Annotated in this window: 18 protein-coding genes; 11 read left to right on the forward strand and 7 right to left on the reverse strand. The window is 75.7% G+C overall.

From position 1 onward, the window contains the following. Window positions 1–39: 39 nt before the first annotated feature. Together H9X71_RS02120 and H9X71_RS02125 are read left to right on the forward strand one after the other, a co-directional pair. On the forward strand, window positions 40–447 hold the full coding sequence (locus H9X71_RS02120; RefSeq protein WP_191148108.1) for a DUF1801 domain-containing protein: 408 nt from the start codon (window positions 40–42) through the stop codon (window positions 445–447). A gap of 9 nt (window positions 448–456) precedes the next feature. Continuing rightward, complete coding sequence (locus H9X71_RS02125) at window positions 457–1710, forward strand: kynureninase (protein WP_191148109.1); 1254 nt, start codon at window positions 457–459, stop codon at window positions 1708–1710. 11 nt (window positions 1711–1721) lie between these two features. Here H9X71_RS02125 and H9X71_RS02130 read toward each other — a convergent pair whose 3' ends face one another. Beyond that, window positions 1722–2516, reverse strand: a complete 795-nt coding sequence (locus H9X71_RS02130; protein WP_191148110.1) for an SDR family NAD(P)-dependent oxidoreductase — start codon at window positions 2514–2516, stop codon at window positions 1722–1724. A gap of 38 nt (window positions 2517–2554) precedes the next feature. Next, the gene (locus H9X71_RS02135; RefSeq protein ID WP_191148111.1) at window positions 2555–3649 is read right to left on the reverse strand and encodes a Gfo/Idh/MocA family oxidoreductase; all 1095 of its coding nucleotides are present in this window, start codon (window positions 3647–3649) and stop codon (window positions 2555–2557) included. Between the two features lie 164 nt (window positions 3650–3813). Between H9X71_RS02135 and H9X71_RS02140 the strand changes: the two genes are divergently transcribed. The 8 genes from H9X71_RS02140 (at window position 3814) to H9X71_RS02175 (ending at window position 12668) form a co-directional block, all read left to right on the forward strand. Beyond that, window positions 3814–6075 carry a glycosyltransferase gene (locus tag H9X71_RS02140; RefSeq protein ID WP_191148112.1) on the forward strand — a complete coding sequence of 754 codons (2262 nt, stop codon included), beginning with the start codon at window positions 3814–3816 and terminating at the stop codon, window positions 6073–6075. After that, window positions 6072–7397, forward strand: a complete 1326-nt coding sequence (locus H9X71_RS02145) for a nucleotide disphospho-sugar-binding domain-containing protein (protein ID WP_191148113.1) — start codon at window positions 6072–6074, stop codon at window positions 7395–7397. Before H9X71_RS02140 ends, H9X71_RS02145 begins: the two co-directional genes overlap by 4 nt. Window positions 7398–7513: 116 nt before the next feature. Beyond that, window positions 7514–7687 carry a hypothetical protein gene (locus tag H9X71_RS02150; RefSeq protein WP_172403802.1) on the forward strand — a complete coding sequence of 58 codons (174 nt, stop codon included), beginning with the start codon at window positions 7514–7516 and terminating at the stop codon, window positions 7685–7687. 68 nt (window positions 7688–7755) lie between these two features. Then, window positions 7756–9471 carry a circularly permuted type 2 ATP-grasp protein gene (locus H9X71_RS02155; protein ID WP_191148114.1) on the forward strand — a complete coding sequence of 572 codons (1716 nt, stop codon included), beginning with the start codon at window positions 7756–7758 and terminating at the stop codon, window positions 9469–9471. Between the two features lie 5 nt (window positions 9472–9476). Then, complete coding sequence (locus H9X71_RS02160) at window positions 9477–10406, forward strand: alpha-E domain-containing protein (RefSeq protein WP_116054572.1); 930 nt, start codon at window positions 9477–9479, stop codon at window positions 10404–10406. After that, window positions 10403–11248, forward strand: coding sequence for a transglutaminase family protein (locus H9X71_RS02165; RefSeq protein WP_191148115.1), 846 nt, complete (start codon window positions 10403–10405; stop codon window positions 11246–11248). Before H9X71_RS02160 ends, H9X71_RS02165 begins: the two co-directional genes overlap by 4 nt. A 38-nt stretch (window positions 11249–11286) precedes the next feature. Beyond that, window positions 11287–12177 (forward strand): alpha/beta fold hydrolase, encoded by an 891-nt coding sequence (locus tag H9X71_RS02170; RefSeq protein ID WP_191148116.1) that lies wholly within the window; start codon window positions 11287–11289, stop codon window positions 12175–12177. Next, the gene (locus H9X71_RS02175) at window positions 12174–12668 is read left to right on the forward strand and encodes a GNAT family N-acetyltransferase (RefSeq protein WP_191148117.1); all 495 of its coding nucleotides are present in this window, start codon (window positions 12174–12176) and stop codon (window positions 12666–12668) included. Before H9X71_RS02170 ends, H9X71_RS02175 begins: the two co-directional genes overlap by 4 nt. Window positions 12669–12729: 61 nt before the next feature. Here the strand turns inward: H9X71_RS02175 and H9X71_RS02180 are convergent, their stop codons facing one another. Next, on the reverse strand, window positions 12730–15507 hold the full coding sequence (locus H9X71_RS02180; protein ID WP_244961723.1) for an LPXTG cell wall anchor domain-containing protein: 2778 nt from the start codon (window positions 15505–15507) through the stop codon (window positions 12730–12732). Between the two features lie 8 nt (window positions 15508–15515). Beyond that, window positions 15516–17492, reverse strand: coding sequence for a S53 family peptidase (locus tag H9X71_RS02185; protein ID WP_244961725.1), 1977 nt, complete (start codon window positions 17490–17492; stop codon window positions 15516–15518). 235 nt (window positions 17493–17727) lie between these two features. On the opposite strand from H9X71_RS02185, the gene H9X71_RS02190 reads away from it, so the two are divergent. After that, window positions 17728–18456, forward strand: coding sequence for a helix-turn-helix domain-containing protein (locus tag H9X71_RS02190; RefSeq protein WP_191148119.1), 729 nt, complete (start codon window positions 17728–17730; stop codon window positions 18454–18456). Between the two features lie 109 nt (window positions 18457–18565). On the opposite strand, the gene H9X71_RS02195 is transcribed toward H9X71_RS02190, so the two are convergent. The 3 genes from H9X71_RS02195 to H9X71_RS02205 all read right to left on the reverse strand — a co-directional run bounded on the left by H9X71_RS02195 (window position 18566) and on the right by H9X71_RS02205 (window position 23006). Then, window positions 18566–20740 carry a phosphocholine-specific phospholipase C gene (locus H9X71_RS02195; protein WP_191148120.1) on the reverse strand — a complete coding sequence of 725 codons (2175 nt, stop codon included), beginning with the start codon at window positions 20738–20740 and terminating at the stop codon, window positions 18566–18568. Between the two features lie 314 nt (window positions 20741–21054). Beyond that, on the reverse strand, window positions 21055–21687 hold the full coding sequence (locus H9X71_RS02200) for an alpha-ketoglutarate-dependent dioxygenase AlkB (protein ID WP_191148121.1): 633 nt from the start codon (window positions 21685–21687) through the stop codon (window positions 21055–21057). 107 nt (window positions 21688–21794) lie between these two features. Next, entirely contained in the window at window positions 21795–23006 is a 1212-nt protein-coding gene (locus H9X71_RS02205) for an alcohol dehydrogenase catalytic domain-containing protein (RefSeq protein ID WP_191148122.1), read from the reverse strand. Window positions 23007–23072: the final 66 nt, after the last annotated feature.

A 23072-nucleotide genomic window follows, 5' to 3' on the forward strand; every position in this document is an offset into this window, starting at 1 on the left:
CCCCTGTCCTCCGCGGGCGGCGCCGGTCATGATGGGCCCGTGCCCGCCGCCGATCCCGACGCCTCCCGCCGCGACGTGGACGCCCGCCTCGCCGCGCTCGCGCATCCGCTCGCGCCGGCCGTCGACGTGATCCGCGACGCCGTGCGCTCCGCCTGCCCCGACGCGGTCGAGTCGTGGAAGTGGAACGCCCCGAGCTGGTCCCTCGGCGACCACTTCGCGACCCTCGCCCTGCGGAAGCCCGACGAGGTGCTGCTCGTGCTGCACGCGGGAGCGCGGACGGCGCCGGATCGCCCGGCGATCGAGGTCGCGGATCCGGCCGGCCTCCTCCGCGCGGCCGGACCGCACCGCGCCATCGCGAAGTTCCGCGACGCCGCCGAGGTGCGCGACGCGCGTCCCGCGCTCGACGCCGTCGTCCGCGCATGGGTCGCGCAGCTCGACCCCTCGTAGGCTGCGGACGTGACACCCGACGCGCACGCCGCATCCGACGCCCCCGCCTCCTCCGCCCCCATCCCGGCCGCCGCCGACCTCGACGCCCGCGACCCGCTCGCGCGCTTCCGCGACCTGTTCGTGCAGTCCGACGACGTGGTCGCGTACCTCGACGGCAACTCGCTCGGGCGCCCGACCCGGGCGAGCGTCGACCGCGTCGCCGGCTTCGTGCGCGATCAGTGGGGCGGCCGCCTCATCCGCGGCTGGGACGAGGACTGGCTCGACATGCCGACCCGCATCGGCGACGACCTCGGCCGCGTAGCGTACGGCGCCGCGGCCGGCCAGACCTTCGTCGGCGACTCGACCACCGTGATCCTCTACAAGCTCGTCCGCGCCGCGGTCCGCGCGCGCCCCGGCCGTGACGAGCTCGTCATCGACACCGACAACTTCCCCACCGACCGCTTCGTGCTCGAGGGCGTCGCCGAGGAGTGCGGCATGACGATCCGCTGGATCGACGTGCAGCCCGACGCCGGGGTCACCCCCGAGCTCGTCGCGGAGGCGTTGGGGGAGCGCACCGCGCTCGTCGTGCTCAGCCAGGTCGCGTACCGCTCCGGGTTCCTCGCGGACGTGCCGCGGATCACCCGCATCGTGCACGACGCCGGCGCCCTCGTGCTCTGGGACACCTGCCACTCCGTCGGCGTGATCCCCACCGAGCTCGACGCGTGGGGCGTCGACCTTGCCGTCGGCTGCAGCTACAAGTACCTCGACGGCGGCCCCGGCGCGCCCGCCCACGGCTACGTGCGGAGCGACCTGCAGCGGGAGCTGCGCCAGCCGATCCAGGGCTGGATGGGCGCGCAGGACGTGTTCGCGATGGGCCCGGAGTACGTGCCCGCCGACGGGATCCGCCGCTTCCTCAGCGGCACGCCGCCCATCGTCGGCATGCTCGCGATGCAGGACATGATCGCGCTCATCGAGGAGGCGGGCATGGCCGCGATCCGCGCCAAGTCACTCGCCCTCACCGGCTTCGCGCTCGACCTCGTCGACCGCGACCTCGTGCCGCTCGGCGCGCGCGTCGCGAGCCCCCGCGAGGAGGACCGCCGCGGCAGCCACGTGAGCGTCGACCACCCGCGCTTCCGCGAGATCGTCGGCGCCCTGTGGGAGGAGGGCGTGATCCCCGACTTCCGCGCGCCGTCCGGCCTCCGCCTCGGCCTCAGCCCGCTCACGACGTCGTTCCGCGAGGTGGAGCTCGGCGTCGAGGCGATCCGGCGGCACCTGGCGGGCTGACCCGCCCCGCCCTACGGCAGGATCGCGTCCACGTACCCGCCGTCGACGCGCAGCGCCCCGCCGGTCGTCGCCGACGCCTGCTTCGAGGCGAGGTACACGCACATGTGCGCGATCTCCTCCGGCTCGATCAGCCGCTGGATGAGCGACTGCGGCCGGTGCTGCCGCATGAACTCGCGCTGCGCCTCGTCCCACGGCAGGTCGTCGCCGACGAGCTCGCGCGCGAACGCCTCGACGCCGCCGGTGTGCGTGGGGCCGGCCATGACGCAGTTGACCGTGACGCCGGATCCGGCCGCCGCCTTGGCGAAGCCGCGCGAGACCCCGAGGAGCGCGGTCTTCGAGACGCCGTAGTGGATCATCTCGACGGGCGTCACGACGGCCGAGTCGCTCGCGATGTACTGCACCCGGCCCCAGCCGCGGGACATCATGCCGGGCAGGTAGGCGCGGGTGAGGCGCACGGCCGCGAGCACGTTGACCTCGAAGTAGCGGCGCCACTCGTCGTCGGTGATGCCGAGGGGGTCGGCCGAGCCGAAGATCCCGAGGTTATTGACGAGCACGTCGACCTCGGGGAACGCCTCGACTGCGCGGGCCGCGCCCTCCTCGGTCGCGACGTCGGCCGCGAGCACCTCGACGGGCGCGTCCGGGTGCGCGGCGAGCAGCCGGTCGCGCGCGGCCGCCGTGCCCTCCTCGCCGCGGCCGTTGACGATCACGCGGGCGCCCGCCTCGAGGAGGCCCTCCGCGATGGCGTAGCCGATGCCCTGGGTGGAGCCCGTGACGAGGGCGGTGGATCCGGTGAGGTCGATGCGCATGGGGGTGCCTTCCGTGGGAGGTGGGGAGGAGGGGTCGGTCAGTCGGCCCAGGCCCGTCGGGTGCTGCGGACGGGCTGCCCGGTGGTCGCGGCCTCGTGCATGAGGAGCGCGAGGTGGTGGTCCTGCGACGCCTCCGCGAGCGAGTTCGTGGATGGCCCGCCGGCCGCGTGCGCGTGCATCTCGACGAGGCACTGCGCGATCGCGATCTCGTCGTCCGCGAGCCGGCCGGGCGCGAAGGGGTTCTCGTAGACCCACTCGGAGCCGAGCAGCAGCCCGCGGAGGTGGTGCCCCTCGAGGTTGCCGCCCTGCCCGGTCTCGACGCGCGTGATGTCGGCCCACGTCGGCGTCGTCGCATCCAGCAGCCAGCTCACGTGCTCGTCGACGATCTCGCCGCGCTCGCCGCGGACGAGCAGGCGGTTCCGGCGGATCCAGGAGAAGTACTGCCGGTCGGCGAAGTCGTAGACGCCGAGGCGGTCGCCGAAGTCGAAGCGCGCGGTGGTCTGCACGGCGGTGACGACCTCCTCGCGCACGGGGTCGCCGTCGCGGTCGGGCCCGGCGACGAGCGGCGACGAGAAGCGGGACGCCGTGATGGTCGCGTCCTCGAAGCCGATGCCGAGGGCCCGGCGCATCACGCGGACGCCGTGGTAGTCGTGGCACTGCGCGACCGTCGCCTGGCTGACGCGCCCGAGCCGGCCTCCCGCTGCGATGGCGAGCTGCGCGGCGAGCAGCGGCGAGAGCGGGTACTGCTCGGCCACCTCGATCCGCGCGCCCTGCCGCACGAGCGCGTCGAGCCGTTCGAGGTCCTCGACGGTCGCGCCGGGCGGCGTCTCGGTGAGGACGGCGACTCCGCGGTCGACGAGGTCGGCGATCACGTCCGGCGCGGCGGATCTGGGTACGGAGACGACCGCGAACGACGGCGCCTCCGCGGCGAGCAGCTCGGCCGCGGTGCGGAAGGTGCGGATCCCCCACTCCTCCTCCAGCGCACGGCCGGTGTCCGCGCTGCGGGTCACGAGGCCGGTGACCGCGAAGCGCTCCGGGAGGGCCCGCGCGATGCGCAGGAAGAAGGCGCTGCGCCAGCCGCTGCCGACGATGCCGAAGCGGATCTGCGGGGGCGGCGTCGCGGGGTGGGGCATCCCGCCAGCGTACGCGCGGGGCCCCGCGTGACGGCCCGCTGGAGTTCTCGCAGCCGACTGGGGAATACTCGCGAGGGCCGGGAGGCTGTCCCGGGAGCGAACGCTCCCGGGTGAGGCGCCTCACGGCTCCGTCGCAGGAGTATGACCCGAGAAGGGGCACGAGCATGGGGATCCAGACGAGCCTCGACCAGGTCGCGCAGGCCGCGCGCATCCTCGACGTGATGCAGGAGGCCGACGAGCTCACGGTCGCCGCCAGCCGCGACGGCGGCGGACGCGCGGTGCGGCTCCTCGCCCGCGCCGCCGCGGATCCCGCCGACCAGCTCACCGCCGTCGCCGCCATCCACGCGCTCGCCCAGGTCTTCGACGAGGCCGCCGACCTCGCCCTCGTCGCGCTCCTCGACCACGAGGTCCGGTGGATCCGCGAGCACGCCGCCTGGGCGTTCGGCACCCGCCTGCCGCGCTTCGACGCGGTCTCGGGCCTCGTCGCCATGGTGGTCGAGGGCGGCTTCCCGGGCATGCTCGCGCAGCGGACGCTGCAGCAGTGGGCGGGATCCGCGCCCGACCACCTCTCCCTCGCGCTCGAGAACGCGCTGCTCGGCGTCCGCGGCGACGGCGCCCGGTCGCGTCTCGTCGAGACCGTGGGACTCGTGCGGGGCCGGATCCCGGAGCGCGTGCTCCTCCGCGTCGCGCAGGATCCCCGCGAGGGCCCGCTCACCCGCTCCGCCGCCGTCGCCGCGCTCGGCGACCGGCCCGCGGGCGAGGCGACCCTCGGCATCGTCTCCGACATCGCGCGCGGCGACGACGAGGTGGCCGCGGTCGCGCGCCTCGCCGTCCTCGACATCGCGCGCCAGCACGGCGACCACCCGGCGGCGCCCGAACGTCCGGGCCTCACGGTCGTCCAGCTCTTCCTCCACGCCGACATCGACGCGGGCCTCACCCACGTGGGCGCCGGCGACAACGGCGGCATCGCGACGCTGCTCGTGCGCCTCGGCGACGCGCTCGTGGATCCCGCGGGCCCGGCCGGCGACGCCCCCGGGGCGCACGACGTGACCGCCACGACCGTCGCCGACCGCCCGGTCGACCGCGTCATCACCCTCTCCCGCGGCACCGCCGACCAGGCGCTCGCCTCCCTCGCGCGCGTGACCGCGGGCGGCGACGGGCACGTCTTCGCGCACATCCCGCTCCTCGGCGGCCCGCGCTCGCTGCCCGAGGCGTGGCCGCACCGCGTCGAGGCCGAGCGGGGGATCCGCCGCGTGCTCCGCGCGGCCGGCCGCGTCGACGCCGTGCACCTCCGCATGGCCGACGTGGGCACGCTCGCCGCCTCCACGGTCGCCCGCGAGCTCGGCATCCCCGTCGTCTTCACGGTGGCGCCGGATCCGCACGGCGTCGTCGACGCGCTCGACCGCTCCGGCGCCCTCACCCGCGACGGCTTCGGCGCGGTCGACGCGCGCGAGCACTACTGGTTCCGCGTGCGGCTCGTGCAGCGCCTGGCCGCCGACGCGGCGCACACCGTCCTCTTCCCGCGGCCGGAGCTCAAGCGCGACATGCGCCGGCTCGTCGGCATCGACGTGGATGCGCACCCCGAGCGCCACAGCGTCGTCGCCGAGGGCATCGACGTCGCCGCCATCGAGCGCTCCCGCGACGACGCGCTGCTCGGCGCCGACGCGGAGGGCGCGCCCGCCCGCGCGTTCGTCGAGCTCGACGAGCTGCTCGCCGGCCTCCCCGCCGAGCGCCGCGGCCTCCCGCTCGTCGTCTCCGTGGGCCGCCTCGCGCGGGTCAAGGGCATGGCGTCGCTCGCGCACGTCTGGGCGGCGGATCCCGCGCTCCGGTCCCGCGCGAACCTCCTCGTCGTGGGCGGCGACCTCGACGCGCCCTCCGCGGAGGAGCGCGACCAGCTCGCGCGGATCCTCGAGGCCGTGCCCGGCGCGGATCCCGCCCACGCCGCCGACCCCCGCGCCGCCGCCGCGGACGCCGCGCGCCACGGCCTCCTCCTCGCCGGCCACCGCGGCAACGACACCGTCACGCGCTGGCTCGCCGCCGTCCGCTACGGCCGCCCCGGGCTCACCGCACCGGGCGGCGCGTACGCGTGCGCGAGCATCAAGGAGGAGTTCGGCGTCGCCCTCCTCGAGGCGATGTCGATGGGCCTGCCCGTCGTCGCGCCGGCGTCCGGCGGACCCGCGACCTACGTGGAGGACGGCGTCACGGGCCTCCTCGTCGACACGACGGATCCGGCCGCGCTCGCCGTCGGCATCGGCCGCGCGCTCGACATCGCGGCCGGTCCCGAGGCGGACGCCGCCGCCGACCGCGCCCGCGCGATGGTCGCCCGCACCTTCACCATCCAGGCCATGGCGGGCACCCTGTCCCGCGTCTACCGCGACGTCGCCGCAGCCGACGACCGAACCCTCTGGGAGCTCAGCGCCTCATGACCCTGCTCGTCATCAGCCCGGACTACGCGTCCCACCTCTTCCCCCTCCTCACGCTCGCGTCCGCGTGGCAGAAGGCGGGCGAGCGCGTGGTCGTGGCCACCGGGTCCGCCACCGCCGGCATCGTCGAGGCGTCCGGCTTCGAGCGGGTCGACCTCCGGCTCGGGCGCGGATCCAACCCCGGCACCATCAAGGCCGAGGAGCAGCCGACCGGCGAGGACGACGCCCTCCGCGGCTTCTTCGCCGCCACCCGCCGCGGCATGGTCGAGACCCTGCGCTTCCAGGCCGAGGCCCGCAGCGACGACCTGCTCTGGGAGCCGGTGGAGACCGCGCGCGCCGTGCAGCGGATCCTCGACGAGGTGCGCCCCGACCAGGTCATCGTCGACCACCTCGCCTTCAGCGCCCGCCTCGCCCTGCTCGCCTCCGGCACGCGCCACGCGGACGTCGTGCTCGGCCACCCCAGCGCCCTGCCCGTGGGCGACGAGGTCTACGGCTTCCCGCCCGCCTGGCCCGCCGCCTTCGAGCCCGAGGAGGACGACCTCGACGAGCTGCACGCGCTGTGCGAGCGCGTCCGCGACCGCTTCACCGCGCAGTGGAACGACGCCCTCGCGGTGCTCGCGCCGCAGCTCCCGCCCGTCCGCGACGCCTTCGCCCTGGCCGGCGACGTGCTCCTGCTCAACTACCCCGAGGAGCTGCACGACCCCGACCGCTCCGAGCTGCTGCCGCCGCACGCCTTCATCGGCTCGGCCGTCCGCCGCGAGGCGCCGGACGCGGACGTGCAGGACTGGATCGACGAGGGCGGCGACCCGATCGTCTACGTGTCGCTCGGCAGCTTCCTCTCCGTGCGCGGCGACGTGCTCGCGCGCATCGCGGCGGCCCTCCGCGACCTCGACGTGCGCGTGGCGCTGGCGACCGGATCCACCGCCCTCGACGAGCTCGGCGACCTCCCGTCCGACTGGCTCGTCCGCCCGTTCCTCCCGCAGGTGACGCTCCTCGGCCACGCCGACCTCGCGGTCACGCACGGCGGCAACAACTCCGTCACGGAGGCGGCGACCGCGGGCGTCCCGATGCTCGTGCTGCCCCTCTCGACCGACCAGTTCGCGGGCGCCGCCGCGCTCGAGGACGCCGGGCTCGGGCTCGCGCTCGCCCCGAACGTCGCGACGGTCACCGAGCTGCGGCAGGCGGCCAAGCTCCTGCTCAACCCGTCGGGCGGGCAGCGCGCCATGCTCGACGCGGTCGCGTCGTCGCTCACCCGCTCGCCCGGGCCGCAGCGCGCGTACCAGGCGCTGGCCGGCGGGATCCGCCCGGAGCAGGCCGCGCGCTGATCCCGTCGCCCCGCCGGGCGACGCCCGCGCCTGGATCTCGTAGACTCGACCATGACCGCACGTCGCCTCGCGCGCCTCGGTCGCCCCCAGTCTCGTCAACGGATCCAGGTGCCCTCGTGAACATCGTCGCTTTCATCATCGCGTTCGCCCTCTTCATGGCGGGCATGGCGCTGTTCGCGTTCGCGTTCTACATCGAGGGCTTCGAGCTGCTGAGCTTCTTCGCCGGCATCCTGCTCGTCTCGGCCTCCATCGCCATCCCGGCGCACGTGCTCAAGCGCACCGACGCCTGATCCGCGGCGTCGCGCCGCGCCCCGAGCGCGGAAACACCCCCGACACACGCCCCCGTTAGTCTGCGGCCATGGGTGATCTGTTCGAGGGATACGGCACGCTCGCGGCCGCACGGCGAGCCTCCGGCGGCGCGATGCCGTTCGACGAGATGTTCCGAGATCCGCCGGCCGACGGGGAGCCCGCGGCCACCCGGGCCGCCTACCGCGAGATCCACGCGGCGCTCTCCCGCATGACCAAGGAGGAGCTGAAGGACCGAACGGACGCGCTCGCCACCAGCTACCTCGCGCAGGGCGTCACCTTCGACTTCGCGGGCGAGGAGCGGCCCTTCCCGCTCGACGCCGTGCCGCGCGTCATCGAGCAGGCCGAGTGGAGCCGCCTCGAGAAGGGCGTCGCGCAGCGCGTCCGGGCGCTCGAGGCGTTCCTCGCCGACGTGTACGGGCCGCAGCGCGCGATCCGCGACGGCGTCATCCCCGCGCGCCTCATCAGCTCCTCGAGCCACTTCCACCGCCAGGCCGCCGGCATCGACCCGGCCAACGGCGTCCGCATCCAGGTCTCCGGCATCGACCTGGTGCGCGACGAGGCCGGCGAGATGCGCGTCCTCGAGGACAACGTGCGCGTCCCCTCCGGCGTCAGCTACGTCATCTCCAACCGCCGCGTCATGGCGCAGACGCTGCCCGAGCTGTTCGTCTCGATGCGGGTCCGCCCGGTCGGCGACTACCCGAACAAGCTCCTCCAGGCCCTCCGCGCGAGCGCGCCCGACGGCGTCGACGACCCGAACGTGGTCGTCCTCACGCCCGGCGTCTACAACAGCGCCTACTTCGAGCACACGCTCCTCGCGCGCCTCATGGGCGTCGAGCTCGTCGAGGGCCGCGACCTGTTCTGCTCCGGCGGCCGCGTCTGGATGCGCACCACGGGCGGCCCCATGCGCGTCGACGTCATCTACCGCCGCGTCGACGACGAGTTCCTGGATCCGCTGCAGTTCCGCGCCGACTCCATGCTCGGCTCGCCCGGCCTCATGCTCGCCGCCCGCCTCGGCAACGTCACCATCGCGAACGCGGTGGGCAACGGCGTCGCCGACGACAAGCTCGTCTACACGTACCTGCCCGACCTCATCCGCTACTACCTGGCCGAGGACGCGATCATCCCGAACGTCGACACCTGGCGCCTCGAGGAGCCCGACTCGCTCGAGGAGGTGCTCGACCGGCTGCCGGAGCTCGTCGTGAAGCCCGTCGACGGATCCGGCGGCAAGGGCCTCGTGGTCGGCCCGGCGGCGTCCGCAGGCGAGCTCGCCGAGCTGCGCGCGCGTCTCCTCAAGGACCCGCGCGGCTGGATCGCGCAGCCCGTCGTGCAGCTCTCCACCATCCCCACGCTCGTGGAGGACGGCATGCGCCCGCGGCACGCCGACCTCCGCCCCTTCGCCGTCAACGACGGCCGCGACATCTGGGTGCTGCCCGGCGGGCTCACGCGCGTCGCGCTCCCCGAGGGCCAGCTCGTGGTCAACAGCAGCCAGGGCGGCGGATCCAAGGACACCTGGGTCGTCGGCGACGCCGGCTTCCCGACGGCGACGCGCGAGCGCAGCGTGCAGACGCTCGTGGCCGACCAGGCGGCGGTCACGACGTCGATCCCGGTGATCGCGCCGGGGGAGAAGGCGCCCGACCAGTCGCCGCACGACGCCCCGCGCAACCGCGACCAGCACGAGCAGCAGCAGCAGGCGGGCCCGGCGTCCGCCGCGGTCGCCGCGCCTCCCGCCGACGACACGACCGACACCACCGAGGGGGACCGCTGATGCCCATGCTGTCGCGCATCGCCGAGTCGCTGTTCTGGATCGGCCGCTACATCGAGCGGTCGGACGGAACCGCCCGCATCCTCGACGTGCACCTCCAGCTCCTGCTCGAGGACCCGTGGATCGACGAGGACACCGCCTGCCGCTCCCTCCTCAGCGTGATGGGCAGCGACGTGCCCTCCGAGGACGTGCTCGGCCGCCACGACGTCCTCGCGCTGCTCGCGGTCGACCGCACGCAGCCCGCCTCCATCGCCTACTCGCTCGGCGCCGCGCGCGAGAACGCACGGCGGGCCCGCGAGATCGTCTCCAGCGAGCTGTGGGAGTGCCTCAACACGACGCGCGCCCGCATGCCGCGGAAGATCGCCAACGACCGCGTGCACGAGTTCTTCGGCTGGGTGCGCGAGCGCTCGGCCCTCGCGGTCGGGCTCGTCGAGTCCGGCACCAGCCGCGACGAGGCGTGGCAGTTCTTCACCCTCGGCCGATCCATCGAGCGCGCCGACATGACCGCCCGCCTCCTCGCGACCCGCGCCCTCACCGAGGCCAGCGGCCCGTCGTGGACCACGATCCTCCGCTCCTGCGGCGCGTACGAGGCGTACCTCCGCACGTACCGCGGGGTGCCCAGCGCGCGCAACGCGGCCGAGTTCCTGCTGCTCGACCGGCTGTTCCCGCGGTCGATCACGCACTCCATCCGCCGCGCCGAGCAGTGCCTGCACGACATCGAGCCGCGTACCGACCGCCTCGGGGTGTCCGACCAGGCGCAGCGGCTGCTCGGGCAGATCCGGAGCGAGCTGGAGTACCGGCCGATCCAGGAGATCCTCGACGACCTCCCGCGCTTCATGGACGCCGTGCAGGAGGCCACCTCCGCCACCAGCGAGGCCGTCCGCCAGCGCTACTTCCCCACCAACGCGGCACCGAGCTGGGTAGGAGAGAACTCGTGAACCGCCTGCGCATCACCCACCGGACCGGCTTCCACTACGAGGGCGAGGTCACCGCGTCGTACAACGAGGCGCGGATGCTGCCCGTGTCGAGCGAGAACCAGTTCGTCCTGTACTCGAACCTCGACATCCAGCCGAAGCCGGGGCACCACACCTACGTCGACTACTTCGGCACCCGCGTCTCCTCGTTCGAGATCCTGAGCCCCCACCGCTCGCTCGAGCTCACGGCCACGAGCCTCGTCGAGGTGCGGCCGCGCACGCACGAGCCGCACCAGCGCGGCTGGGACGACCTCGCGGTCGAGGTGCAGCGCGCGACCGAGCACGTGGAGCAGGTCGCGCAGACCGGGCGCACCGAGCCGCACGAGGAGGTCGTCGCGCTCGCGGAGGAGATCGCGGGCGGCGCGGGGACCCCGTGCGAGGCGGCCGCGGAGATCGCGCGGGCCATCGGCGAGAAGGTCGAGTACATGGCCGGCGTCACGAGCGTGCAGTCGACCGCGCGCGAGGCGTGGGAGCAGGGTCGGGGCGTCTGCCAGGACATCACGCACATCGTCATCGGCGCGCTCCGGCACGTCGGGATCCCCGCGCGCTACGTCAGCGGCTACCTGCACCCGAAGCCGAACGCGGCCGTGGGCGAGACCGTCACGGGCGAGTCGCACGCGTGGGTCGAGTGGTTCTGCGGCGAGTGGCGCGGCTGGGATCCGACGAACCTCATCGACATCGGCGACCGCCACGTGCTCGTCGGCCGCGGCCGCGACTACCGCGACGTCGCCCCGCTGCGCGGCATCTACGCGGGGCCGTTCCGGTCGAAGCTGTTCGTGCGGGTGGAGATCACGCGCGAGTCCTGACCCGCGGCGGCCGGGCGGGCCCGCCCTAGTCTGGATCCATGCCCGACGACGAGCGCTCCACCGACGGAGCCGACCACCGCACCCTCGTGGACGCCGAGGGCGTGACCCTCCACTACTACGTGTGGGAGGCGGAGCGTCCGCGGGCCGTCGTGCACATCGCGCACGGCGTCGGCGAGCACGCGCTGCGCTACGCCCGGCTCGCGCGGGAGCTGAACGCGATGGGGTTCACGGTCGCGGCCGACGACCACCGCGGGCACGGCGCCACGGGCCTCGGGCACCTGGGCATCGGCGTGCTGGGGCCGCGGCGGCACCGGGCGGCGCTCGACGGGATCCAGCTGGTCAGCGAGCAGCTCCGCCGCGACCTGCCCGACCTCCCGCTCGTGCTCCTCGGCCACAGCTGGGGCGCGCTCCTCGCGCAGCGCATCGTCGCGCGGGCGTCGCACCTGTACGCGGGGCTGGTGCTGAGCGGGGCGACGCTCGCGATGCCCGGCGTCGTCAACACGGGCGACCTCAACAAGCGCTGGCGGCACCCGGCGGCATCGGGCTTCGAGTGGCTCTCGCGGGATCCGGAGGCGCAGCGCGCGTTCGGCGCCGACGACCGCAACTTCGACGTCAACGCGCTGAAGCCGTACCGGATGCGCGACTCCGTGCAGATCATGGGCCGTCCGCCGCGGAAGCTCGCCACCGACCTGCCCGTGCTGATCCAGGGCGGGGAGGAGGACTCGCTCGGAGGCCGCCGCGGGATGCAGCTCCTCGCGCGCGACTACAGCCGCCGCTCGCGCCTCAGCGACGTGCTGCTGATCATCTACCCGGGCGCGCGCCACGAGATCTACAACGAGACGAACCGCGACGAGGTGGTCGCGGACCTCCGGAGCTGGCTGGAGTCGCGCGTGGTGCCGGCGGCTCCCGCGGAGGGGGAGCCCGCGTGACCGACGCGGGACCGGCGCTCCGCCCCGCGCGCGCCGACGACCTGCCGTTCCTCGAGGACATGCTGCTCGCGTCGATGGACTGGCGCGGTGACGGGTCCATGACGCGGGAGCGGATGCTGGCCACCCCCGAGATCGCGCACTACGTGGCGGGCTGGCCGCGCGCCGGCGACGTGGGCGTGGTCGCGGAGGTCGACGGCGATCCCGTGGGCGCCGGGTGGGCGCGCCTCTTCGCGGACGACGACCGCGGCTACGGGTTCGTCGCGGCGGACGTCCCGGAGCTGGGCATGGCGCTCGTCCCGGCGGCACGCGGCCGGGGAGTCGGGCGGCGGATGCTCGTGGCGCTCGTCGAGGCGGTCCGCGCATCGGGTGCGCCGGGCGTGAGCCTCAGCGTGGAGGACGGGAACGACCGTGCGCGGTCACTGTACGAGTCGCTCGGGTTCGCGGCCGTGGGGCGCGAGGGCGGATCCGACGTGCTGCTGCTCCGCCTCTGACGCGCGCCGCCCTCCGGCCCGCGGGAGGCGGGACGGAGGGCGGCGGCGTCGCGGTGCCGGGTCAGGCTCGCGTCGGGCGGCCCGTGCGCGCGCGGCGTCGGCGTCGGGCGTCGAGCGCGGCCGCGGATCCGGCCGCCAGCAGCAGCGCCGCGAGGGCGAGCGTCGCCGCTGGCGAGGACCCGGTGCGCGGCAGCGACCCGCGGAGTCCGGCGGCCGCGCTCGCGCCCGAGGTGCCGGCCGGGCTGGAGCCGTCCGCCGACAGGGCGCCGGGGGACGCGGAGCCCCCGCCGGCCGACGACGGTCCGCCGGGTGCGGCGCCGCCCGAGCCGGACGGGCCGGGCGTCGTGCCGGGGTCGCCGGATCCGCCCGGGTCGACGGCCACCGCGGCCGTCGTGACCACGGCCGCGGACACGTCCGCGTCGAGGCCCGACGCGTCGACCAGGTGCAGGCCGGTGACCGTGCGGGACGCGCCCGCGGTCACGTCCTCGGCGAGCACCGCGGATCCGCCGTCGGGCAGCGCGAACCGCGTGCCCGGGGCGATGTCGCCGGCCGCGAGCACGGCGCCGGCGATGCTGCCGCCGTCGCTGGAGACGCGCGCGGTGCCGCCGTCGACGTCGACCCGGAGGCCCCGGATGGCGACCGCGAGGCGGCTGCCCGGGTAGAGCGCGACGTCGTCGAGGGCGGCGCTGCCGGATGCGCCGCTCAACGCGAGGCGGATGCCGGTGGCGCGGATCTGGCCCGCGGCGCCGTCGCCGACGGTGGTCCCGGTGTCGGTCCCCGAGTCGGCGGCGGTCGCAGCGGAGGCGCGGAGCGCGTCCGGCGCGACCGCGGATGCGGCCGGCGAGGCGGTCGATGCCGTCCCCGCGTCGTCCGGCCGGGCCACGGGCGCCGCCGTGACGGCGCTCGGCCCCGTCGCGCGGATCCCGTACGCCGACCAGCCGGTGGGCGCCGCGTCCGGCGTGATCGGGGTGGGCGACGGCGCCGGATCCGGCGCGGGCGTCGCGCCGCCGCCCGCCGCCACGGTCACGACGCCCAGCCGCACCTCGGGGTGGCGGCCGGTGAGGTCGCGGTAGTGCAGCGCCGTGAGGGTCACCGTGCCGTCGGCCGCGACCGACCGCTCCCCGAAGCGGACCTCGACGCGCGGGGTGCCGTGCTCGTCGACGCCGGTGTGGAGGTCGGTGGCGGTGTCGATCCACACGCCGTTCACGAACACCGCGTTCCCCGCGTCGGCGAACGACACGGTCATGGCGCCCGCGGCGGAGACGGCCGCGTGGAGGCCGGCGACCCGGAGGGCCGGCCAGCGGTAGTCGGCGAGCGGATCCGTCGCGGCGTCGGGCACCTGCCGGAACGCGCCCACGTCGACCGTCGCGGTGCCCGCGGCGTCGCCCGTGCCGATGTCGACGGCGACGCCCGTCGCGGTGTCGGCATCCGTGCCCGTGCCGGTGACGGCGGCCGCCGCCGCGTGCGGGGCCTGCGCCGACGCGCGCGGCTGCGGCGCGACGAGCACCGAGCCGTCCGCCGCGGTGACGCCGACCCCGTACGCGCCCGTGACCCGCCCGGCCGCAGCCGGCACGACGACCGTGCCGAGGCGCACGTCCGGGTGCGCGCCCGTCAGGTCGCGGTAGTGGATCGCGGTCACCGTGACGGTGCCGTCCGCCGCCGTCTCGTGCTCGCCGAACGCCACGGTGACGCGGGGCGCGCCCTGCTCGTCGACGCCCGTGTAGAGGTCGGTGGTGGTGTCGATCCAGCGGCCGTCCACGAAGACGGCGCTGCCGGGATCCGCGAACTCGGTCGACACGGCGCCCGCGGGCGTGACCGTGGCGGTGAGCCCGTAGACGCGGAACGCCGTCCAGCGGTACTCGGCGAGCGGATCCGCGGGGGCGCCCGGCAGCTGCTCGAACGAGCCGACGCCGATCGTGGTGGTGCCGGCCGCGTCGGTGGCGACGCGCACGGATGCGGCGTGCTCGGCGGATCCGTCCGTCGCGGCGAGCGCGTCGGCCGTGGCCTGCCGGTCGAGGCCGGCGACGCGCGGCTGCCCGTCGATCACGCGCGTGCCGTCGGGGGCCGTGACGGTGACGCCCGTCGCGACGCGGCCGGCGGCGGGCGCGGGATCCGGCGCCGGGGCCGGATCGGGTGCGGGTGCGGGGGTCGGCGCAGGGGTGGGCGAGGCCGACGGCGTCGGGACGGGCACGGGGGATGCCGCGCACGTCACGGATCCCGCGCGCACGCGCCAGATCTCCGACGCCCCGGCCTCCGCCTCCACGTCGATGCCGACGGTGGTGGCGGATCCGTCGTCGCCCGTCGCGCTGGATCCCACGATGACGCGGGTCGCGCCGTAGACCGACTCGGGCAGGTCGCGCGACCAGCCGGGCGTCGCGTCCGCCTCCGCGGTGACGTCCACCCCGCCGACCGTCAGCCGGTCGAGGTGCACGGCGGGCGCGCCGCCGGGCGTGCACGACACGGTGAGGCCGGAGAACACGATCGCGGGCCGGTCGCGGAGCTGGAACCGGCCGCTCGCGATGGTGCTGGACGCGCCCGTGGGGCCCGCCGTGGAGCGCAGCCCGGTCGTCTGCGTCGTGTTCAGCCTCATCACGTCGCCGGTGGACGCGGCCTCCCGCGTCACCGCCGCGCCTGCCGCCCACTCGGCCAGCGGCGTCGGCGGGGTGAGCGTGCCGCCGTCGATGTCGACGACCTCCACGCCGGAGGCGCGCGCCACCACGACGTCGGCCGCGTGCGCCGCCAGGGGCGCGAGCCCGCCGACGGCGAGGAGCGCCACGAGGGCGGCGGCGCCGGTCGCGCCGAGGATCCCCGCGGAGGTGCGCGAGGAGGATCCGCGCATCACCCGGCTCATCGTCCCGCCTCCGCGCCGAGGCCCTCGACGAACGCGCGGCCCGTGGGCACGCCGACCCCCGTCACGTCGTCCCAGCCGGGCGCGGAGCGGAGCCCCTGCCTCCCGGTGTCCCACAGGAACAGCGTCTCGGGCCACAGCGCCCCCGCCTGCGGACCCCGCGGCGACCACGTCGCCGCGGACGCGGGCTGCACGTCGCGCAGCGCGCCCGTGCCCATCAGCGCGTAGAGGGCGGGGCTCGCGAGGCCGAAGCGCCGCCCGGTCACGGCCTTGGAGATCGCGACCATCGAGGCGACCATCGGCGTCGCGAGGCTCGTGCCGCCGTGCGCCGCGTACTCGGTGCGGCCCTGGTGCGGGCCGTAGGTGATGAAGCCCGTGTCCGGATCCCCGAGCGAGGCCACGTCCGGCAGCAGCCGCCCCGTGCCCGCGACGGCGAGCCGGTCGGTCTGCCAGGTGGGGCGCGCGTACTCCGCCGACTGGCCGCCGCCCGCGCCGAACGCGAAGCCCGGCGGGATCAGCGCGCCGTTCCGCGCGAAGCGGGTCTCGGTCTCCCAGCCCGCCTCGACGGCGATGGACCCGTCCTCGGCGAGGCCCGTGCTCGTCGCGCCGACCGCCGTCACGTACGGGCTCGACGCGGGCGACGCCACGGTGGCGTTCCCGCCGTGGTCGCCGACGCCGCTGTAGTCGCCGTCGTTGCCGGTCGACGCGAAGACCGACACGTCGCGGGCCGCCGCCTCCACGAGCACGCGGTTCAGCAGCTCGCGGTCGTCGGCCGTGTCGAGGCCCTCCATCGCGCCGAAGGACAGGCTGATGACGTCGGGCCCCTCCTCGGCCGCGTCGAGGATCCTCGTGTAGAGGCTCGTGCTCGTGCAGTCGTCGGCGCCCCAGTAGGCGACGGCCGCGTCGGGAGCCATCGCGTGCACCGCCTGCACGTCGAGGTGCTGCTCGTCCGTCCACGCGGTCGGGCCGCCGCAGACGCCGGTGCGCGGGGAGGCGGACGGGTGGTCGCGGTACTGCCCGGCCACGAAGGCGGGCTCGCCGACCGCCCGGGAGTAGGTGTCGGTGTCGGCCGCGGTGCGCGGGTCGTCGTAGGCGGCGACGATCGCGACGGTCGCGCCGGCGCCGCGGTCCTCGGCGGGCACGTCGTCCACGCGCCGCAGCTGCGCCGGGCCGTAGCCGCACAGCGAGTCCGAGCGGTGGGCGACCGCGACGGACGCGGGCCACGCGTCGGTGAGGCGCTGGCCCCACCACGCGGCGCACGTGCCGTCGTCGGCGGAGGAGTCGGGGGATCCGCCGGACGCCTGCCCGGGGACGGGCGCGGGGACGGGGCTCGTGGCGTCGCCCTCCGCGTCCGACGGCATCAGCACGTCGCCCTGCACGGTGCCGGCGACGCCGCGCACGGCGTCGAGGGCCGCGGGGACGGCGAGGGTCCGCTCGGGGGCGACGACCTCCCGGCCGCCGACGGCGTAGCGGGCGAACCCGGTGTCGAACGCCCGCGCCGCGAGCGCGAGCGGGCCGGACACGGGGAGCGCGGCGACCTCGCCGCGCGCGTCGCCCACGTCGAGCCCGCGGCCGCGCAGCCAGGCGGCGACGGTCGGCGCGGCGTCGGGCCGGGCCGGATCCAGCAGCACCGTGAAGGCGGCCGTCGCGTCCGCGGGCGCCTCGCCGAGCCGGACGGCGGGCGTCGCGGCGGGCCACGCCGGCGCGGAGCCGTCGAGCGCGCGCAGGCCGGACGCGGCACGCGCGGCGGCCGGGTCGTCGGCCACCGCGGACGCGGATCCGGTGCCCGCCAGCGCGCTCGCGACGAGTGCCGCGACGGCCGCGAGGGCGACGACGCCCGAGCCGAGGGCGACGGTCCGGGCGCGCGCGGGCAGGGGGCGGCGGAGGGCGCGGGCGCGGATCCCGCCCCCGGTGGGCGGTCGCTCGGCGGGCCCGCGGGCCTCGACGGGTGGGAGGGACGAGGGGCGTGAGGGCATGCGGGATCCGTCTTCGATTCAGGGGGTGTGCGCGAGGGCGCGAGCGGAGACTATCCCTCGCTGAGAACGATTCTCACCACCTGTGGAGAGCGGCCGCCGTGCCGGCCGTCCGGCCCGCCGCCGGCGACGCGGCGCTCCGCTCGCGGCGCCTCCCGTTCACCCCCGCGTCCCCCTTCCGTCGATCCGCGCGGCTATCATCCGGCGACTCCCGTCCGGGAGAGGGCGGGAGCACCACATGGACCAGCGGCAGGCCGCCGTGCGCCGGGCCCGACGGGAGATCATCGAGGCGGCGGGCGCCCAGTTCGCCGTCCACGGCTACGAGGGCACGTCCTTCTCCCGCGTGGCCGCGGCGATGGGGAAGCCCAAGTCCGCCATCGGCTACCACCTCTTCGCCTCGAAGGAGAGCCTCGCGGGCGCGGTCGTGGAGGACCAGGAGGAGCGGTGGCTCCGCATCGAGGCCGCGCTCGACGAGCGGAGCGCCCTGCACGGGCTCGTCGTCTTCCTCCTCACCGCCGCGCGGACGGTCGAGGAGTGCCCGGTCGCCGCCGGCGCCGTCCGCCTCCTGTGGGACATGCCGCGCCTCGGCCTCGCCGTCCACCGCCGCTTCGACATCTGGCGCTTCACCCGCGACCACCTGGAGGCCGAGCTCGCCGTGCGGGGCATCCGCGGCGTCGACCTCGACCGGACCGTCGACGTGCTGCTCAGCTCCACGCTCGGGGTGCTCTCCTACCGGTCGCCGCGGGTCGCGGGGTGGGACGCGGCCGACCGGCTCCGCACCCTGTGGATCCCCCTCCTCACCCACCTCGGGTTCGCCGACGCGGACGCCGTCGTGCGCGCGGCCCGGCCCCTCGAGCTCGCGCTCGTCGAGGAGGGCCGCCCGGACGCGGCGGACTCGTGCCTCGGCGCGGGGCGCCCGGCCGGGGGCGGGGCCGCCTCGACGGGCGAGGAGCGCGCCCGCGCCTGACCCGCCGTGGTCCGCTGCGCGAGCGGACGGATCCGGACGACGGACACCGCGCACGACGACGCCGGCCGGACCCCCACGGGACCGACCGGCGTCGTCGCGCCGCGCGCCGCTACTGCACGCGGCCCGCGTACCGGTGGCGGAACCCGTCGCCGGCCGTGACGACCACGTCGTAGTAGCCCCACCTGTCGACGGGCCAGTCGACCGTCGTCGTGCGCCCGGGCTTCACCGTCTCGTGCCGCACGCGCGTGATGAAGTCGTTCGCCGTCAGCGTGCACCTCGCCGACGGGTTCCCGTCGTTCGCGAGCGTGATGCGCAGCAGGGGCCGGCCGTCCACCACCGTCTCGGCCGTCACCCGGAGCACGGGCACGTCCGCGCGCGCGGCCGCGACCACGGATCCGGCGAAGCGGCGCAGGAAGCGGTCGGGCCCGTAGACGCTGAAGTCGTACGCGCCGCCGTGGGCCGCGCTGTCCCAGGAGTACGTCGCCGTCCCGCGCGGGGCCACGGTGAACGGCGTGGAGGCGAACGGCAGCGCGATGTTCGGGAACACCTGGTGCGAGACGCCCTGGTCGCCGCGGTTGCGCATCGTCAGGGTCAGGCGTCCGGTAGCCCGGTCGACCGCGACGTCCGCGTCCTGCCGGTAGGGGAGCGGGCGGTGGCGCATCGTGCCCGCGTCCTGCTCGGGCATCCGCTGCGCGCCCACTGCGGGCTCCCGCACGGGCGGCTTCGCCATGTCGGCGTCGGCGGCTGCGACGAGCGCCTGCGTGGCGCTCATCGGCAGCACCTCCCGCGCCGACGGGAGGGAGAAGTCGGGGTGCGCGAAGTCGAAGCACGAGGTGAGGTCGCCCGAGATCGTGCGCCGCCAGTCGGAGATGTTCGGCTCGCGCACGCCGGTCCAGGTCTCGAGGAACCGGATCACCGAGGTGTGGTCGAACACCTGCGAGTCGACCCAGCCGCCGCGGCTCCACGGCGAGACGACCGTGAGCGGCACGCGCGTGCCGTAGCCGATCGGCAGGCCGTCCACGTACTCGTCGGGCGTGCCGGGCTCGGCGAGCGGCGGCAGCTGGTGGTCGAAGTAGCCGTCGTTCTCGTCGTAGTTGATGAGCAGCACCGTGCTCGCCCAGGTCTCCGGGTTGCTCATGAGGGCCTGGATCACCGCGTTCGTGTAGTGCGCGCCGTAGTCGGGGCTCGCCTTCGGGTGCTCGCTCCAGCCGTAGGGCGCGACGACGTAGGACACGGCCGGCAGGGTGTTCGCGGCGGCGTCGCGCCCGAACTCGCGGAGCAGGTGCGTGACGTCGAGGCCCTTGCCGGAGTCCGGCTGCCACCCGTCGTGCAGCCCGCCGTTGAGCGCGAGCTCGCGCGTGGCCGGATCCGACGACGCGAGCGCCTCGTGGTACCGGTGGAAGAGCCAGAGCGGGTTGTCGCCGTAGTCGCCCACGTAGGGGTGCGTGCCCTCGTCGCCGACCTCGTCGTTCGCGTACGTCCTCCAGCTGATCCCGGCCTCCTGCAGGCGCTCCGGGTACGTGGTCCACGCGAAGACGGGGGCGTAGTCGTCGGGGTTGTCGATGGCGGGCCCGCCGGCCTTCCCGCCCGGGTCGACCGTGCCCGTCCACTGGTACAGGCGGTTCGGGGTCGTGGGGCCGATGAGCGAGCAGTGGTAGTGGTCGGCGATGGTGAACGCGGAGGCGAGGGCGTGGTGGAAGGGGAGGTCGTCCCTCGTGAAGTACCCCATGGTCTGCTCGCTCTTCGCGACGACCCAGTTGTCCCAGGCGCCCCGGTTCCACGCCGCGTGCCCGCCCTTCCAGGAGTGGTCGAGGCCGCCGGCGCCCTGCGCGTTGAAGCGCGACGAGTCGAGCGGGAACGGCAGCATGCGGCCGCCGTCGGGGCGGCTCGCGTCGGGCTGCGCGAAGACCGTGCCGCCGCCCGGCAGCTCGACGGCCTGCTTGTCGCCGAAGCCGCGGACGCCGGGCAGCGTGCCGTAGTAGTGGTCGAAGGAGCGGTTCTCCTGCATGAGGATCACGACGTGCTCCACGTCGCGGATGCTGCGGGTGAGCCCGCGCCGGGTGGCGGCGGCTGCGGCGCCCGCGGTGCCGGGGGCGCCGGCCGCGGCTCCCGCGGCGACGCCGGCCATGATCGCGGCGGCGCCGCTCAGGAGGACGGTGCGGCGGCTGACCCCGGGGCGGATGCCGGCGCGGTAGGGGCGGGAGGGATCGAGCGGGGGAGCGGCGTCGACGCCGCTGCCGAGGTCGACGTCCGGGGCGTGCTCTTCGGGCTTGGAGGTGCTCACGGTGACGGTCCTTCTTCCTGGATTGTGCCGGACCCGCGGGCGGGGGATGCCGGGGCGGCGACGCGGAGGGCGCGCGCCGTCGCGGGGTTCCGCGGGGACGCGCGCTCGGCTCGACGCGGGGGATCCCCGACGGGTCGCGCCCGGGAGCGCCGATGCCAGGCGCGATCATCCCCGTCCGAGGGGAACAGCGGGCCGCGCGGAGCGACATCCGGCGGAATGCCTCCTGAACAGCGGGATCGTTCCCATCCCGCTGCGCGGCGACGCGAGCGCCCGGCGCGCCCCGCACCCCGACCCCCGACCCGCCCGCCGATCCCTCAGGCGGGCCAGACCGGCCGGAACTGGATGCTGATGCGCGGCCCCACGGCCTTGGTGGTCTTGAGGATGGCGTGCTCGTGCGTGCGCTGCGCGCTCCCGCCCATGACCACGAGGTCGCCGTGCCCCAGCGGGAACCGCCGCACCTCGCCGCCGCCCGTGGGGCGCAGCGAGAGCGTGCGCGCGGCGCCGACCGACACGATGGCGACCATGGTGTCGCGGTCGATGGCGCGCCCCACCCGGTCGCCGTGCCAGGCGACGCTGTCGTCGCCCGTGCGGTAGAAGCAGAGCCCCGCCGTCTCGAGCACCTGCCCGGGCGGGCGGCCGTAGTGGTCGTTCAGCGCCGTGCGCGCCTCGACGAGCACGGGCGCCGGCAGCGTCGCGCGCGGCCCGAACCAGGAGAGCAGCCGCGGCACCTCGACGACGCGGCCGTGCATCAGCCGCGTGTCGGCCGTCCACTCCACGTCCTCCACGAGGCGCTCGAACAGCGCGTCGGAGTCGGTGACCCAGCCGGGCCGGATGTCGAGCCACGCACCGCGCCCGAGGTCGAGGCGCTCGACCTCCCCGCCGAGGGCGCCGAGGGCCGGCTCCGCTCCGAGGTCGTCGAAGAGGGAGGCCTGGAATGCGATGCTCATGGGCGCGAGCATAGCCCAGACATTCGAACGCATGTTCGAACGCGCGGCGATCCGTGGAGACGGCCGGAGCAGCCCGGGCGGGTCGCGCACGACCCGCCCGACCCGCGTCAGCCGACCTCGAGCACCGTCTTCAGCCAGCCCTCCTCGCGCACGTCGAAGTGCTCGTACGCGTCGATCGCGGTCGTCATCCCCTCGTCCTGCGTGATGAACCGCGTGGGGTCGAAGACGCCCGACGCGACGAGGTCGATGAGCGGCGGCGTGACGCGACGGTGGTCGCAGTTCCCCATGCGGATGGTGAGGTTCTTGTTCATCGCGGCGCCGATCGGGTACGACGTGAGCTGGGGCGGGTAGACCCCGATGATCCCGATGCGCCCCGACTTCCGCACCATCCGCACGGCCCACTGCGCGGCCTGGCTCGGCGCGTCGCCGGGCACCCAGAGGCCGTCGTGCGGGGAGGCGCCGGGCGCGACCTGCGCGACCTCGGCGGCGAAGGCGTCCGCCTGCTGCTCGGCCTCCTCCGCGGCGGGACCCGCGTGCGGGCGCTGCGCGTCGACGCCGACCGCGTCGATCACCGCGTCGACGCCGATCCCGAGGGTCGCCTCCATCACCGCGGCCACCGGGTCCTCGCGCTCGAAGTGGATCACCTCGGCGTTCTGCTCGAGGGCCATGGCGAGGCGCGTCTCCACGTGGTCGACCGCGAACACGCGGCCAGCGCCCATGCGGAACGCGGACGCGATCGCGAACTGGCCCACGACGCCCGCGCCGAGCACGGCCACGGTGTCGCCCGGCCGGATGCCCGCGAGCTCGGCGCCGAACCACGCCGTGGGGAAGATGTCGCTGAGGAGGATCGCCTGGTCGTCGGTGACCGTGTCGGGGAGCGGGATGAGCGTGTGGGCGGCCCACGGGATCCGCGCGTACTCGGCCTGCAGGCCGTCGACCGGCCCGGTCGTCTCCGGTCCGCCGAAGAAGGACGTGCCCGCCTGCGGGCCGTTCGGGTTCGCGACGTCGCACTGCGCCGTGCTGCCCGCGCGGCACTGCGGGCAGACGCCGCACGACATGGTCGAGCACACCAGCACGCGGTCGCCGGGCGAGAACCCGCGCACCTGGTCGCCGACCTCGGTGACCGTGCCGATGGCCTCGTGGCCGAGGATCGTGCCCTCGCGCATGCCGGCCATCGTCCCGCGCACGAAGTGCAGGTCGGTGCCGCAGATGGCGCTGCGGGTGATGCGGATGACCGCGTCGGTCGGCTCCTGGATCCGCGGATCCGGCATCTCGTCCAGGCGGATGTCGCCCTCGCCGTGCCACACGACTGCCTTCATGCTGCCTCGCCTCTCGTCGTCGGGGCGACGGGCCGGATGCGCCGTCGTCCGCCCGTCCGACGCTAG

It is taken from the genome of Clavibacter zhangzhiyongii, assembly GCF_014775655.1.
Taxonomy (GTDB): Bacteria; Actinomycetota; Actinomycetes; order Actinomycetales; family Microbacteriaceae; genus Clavibacter; species Clavibacter zhangzhiyongii.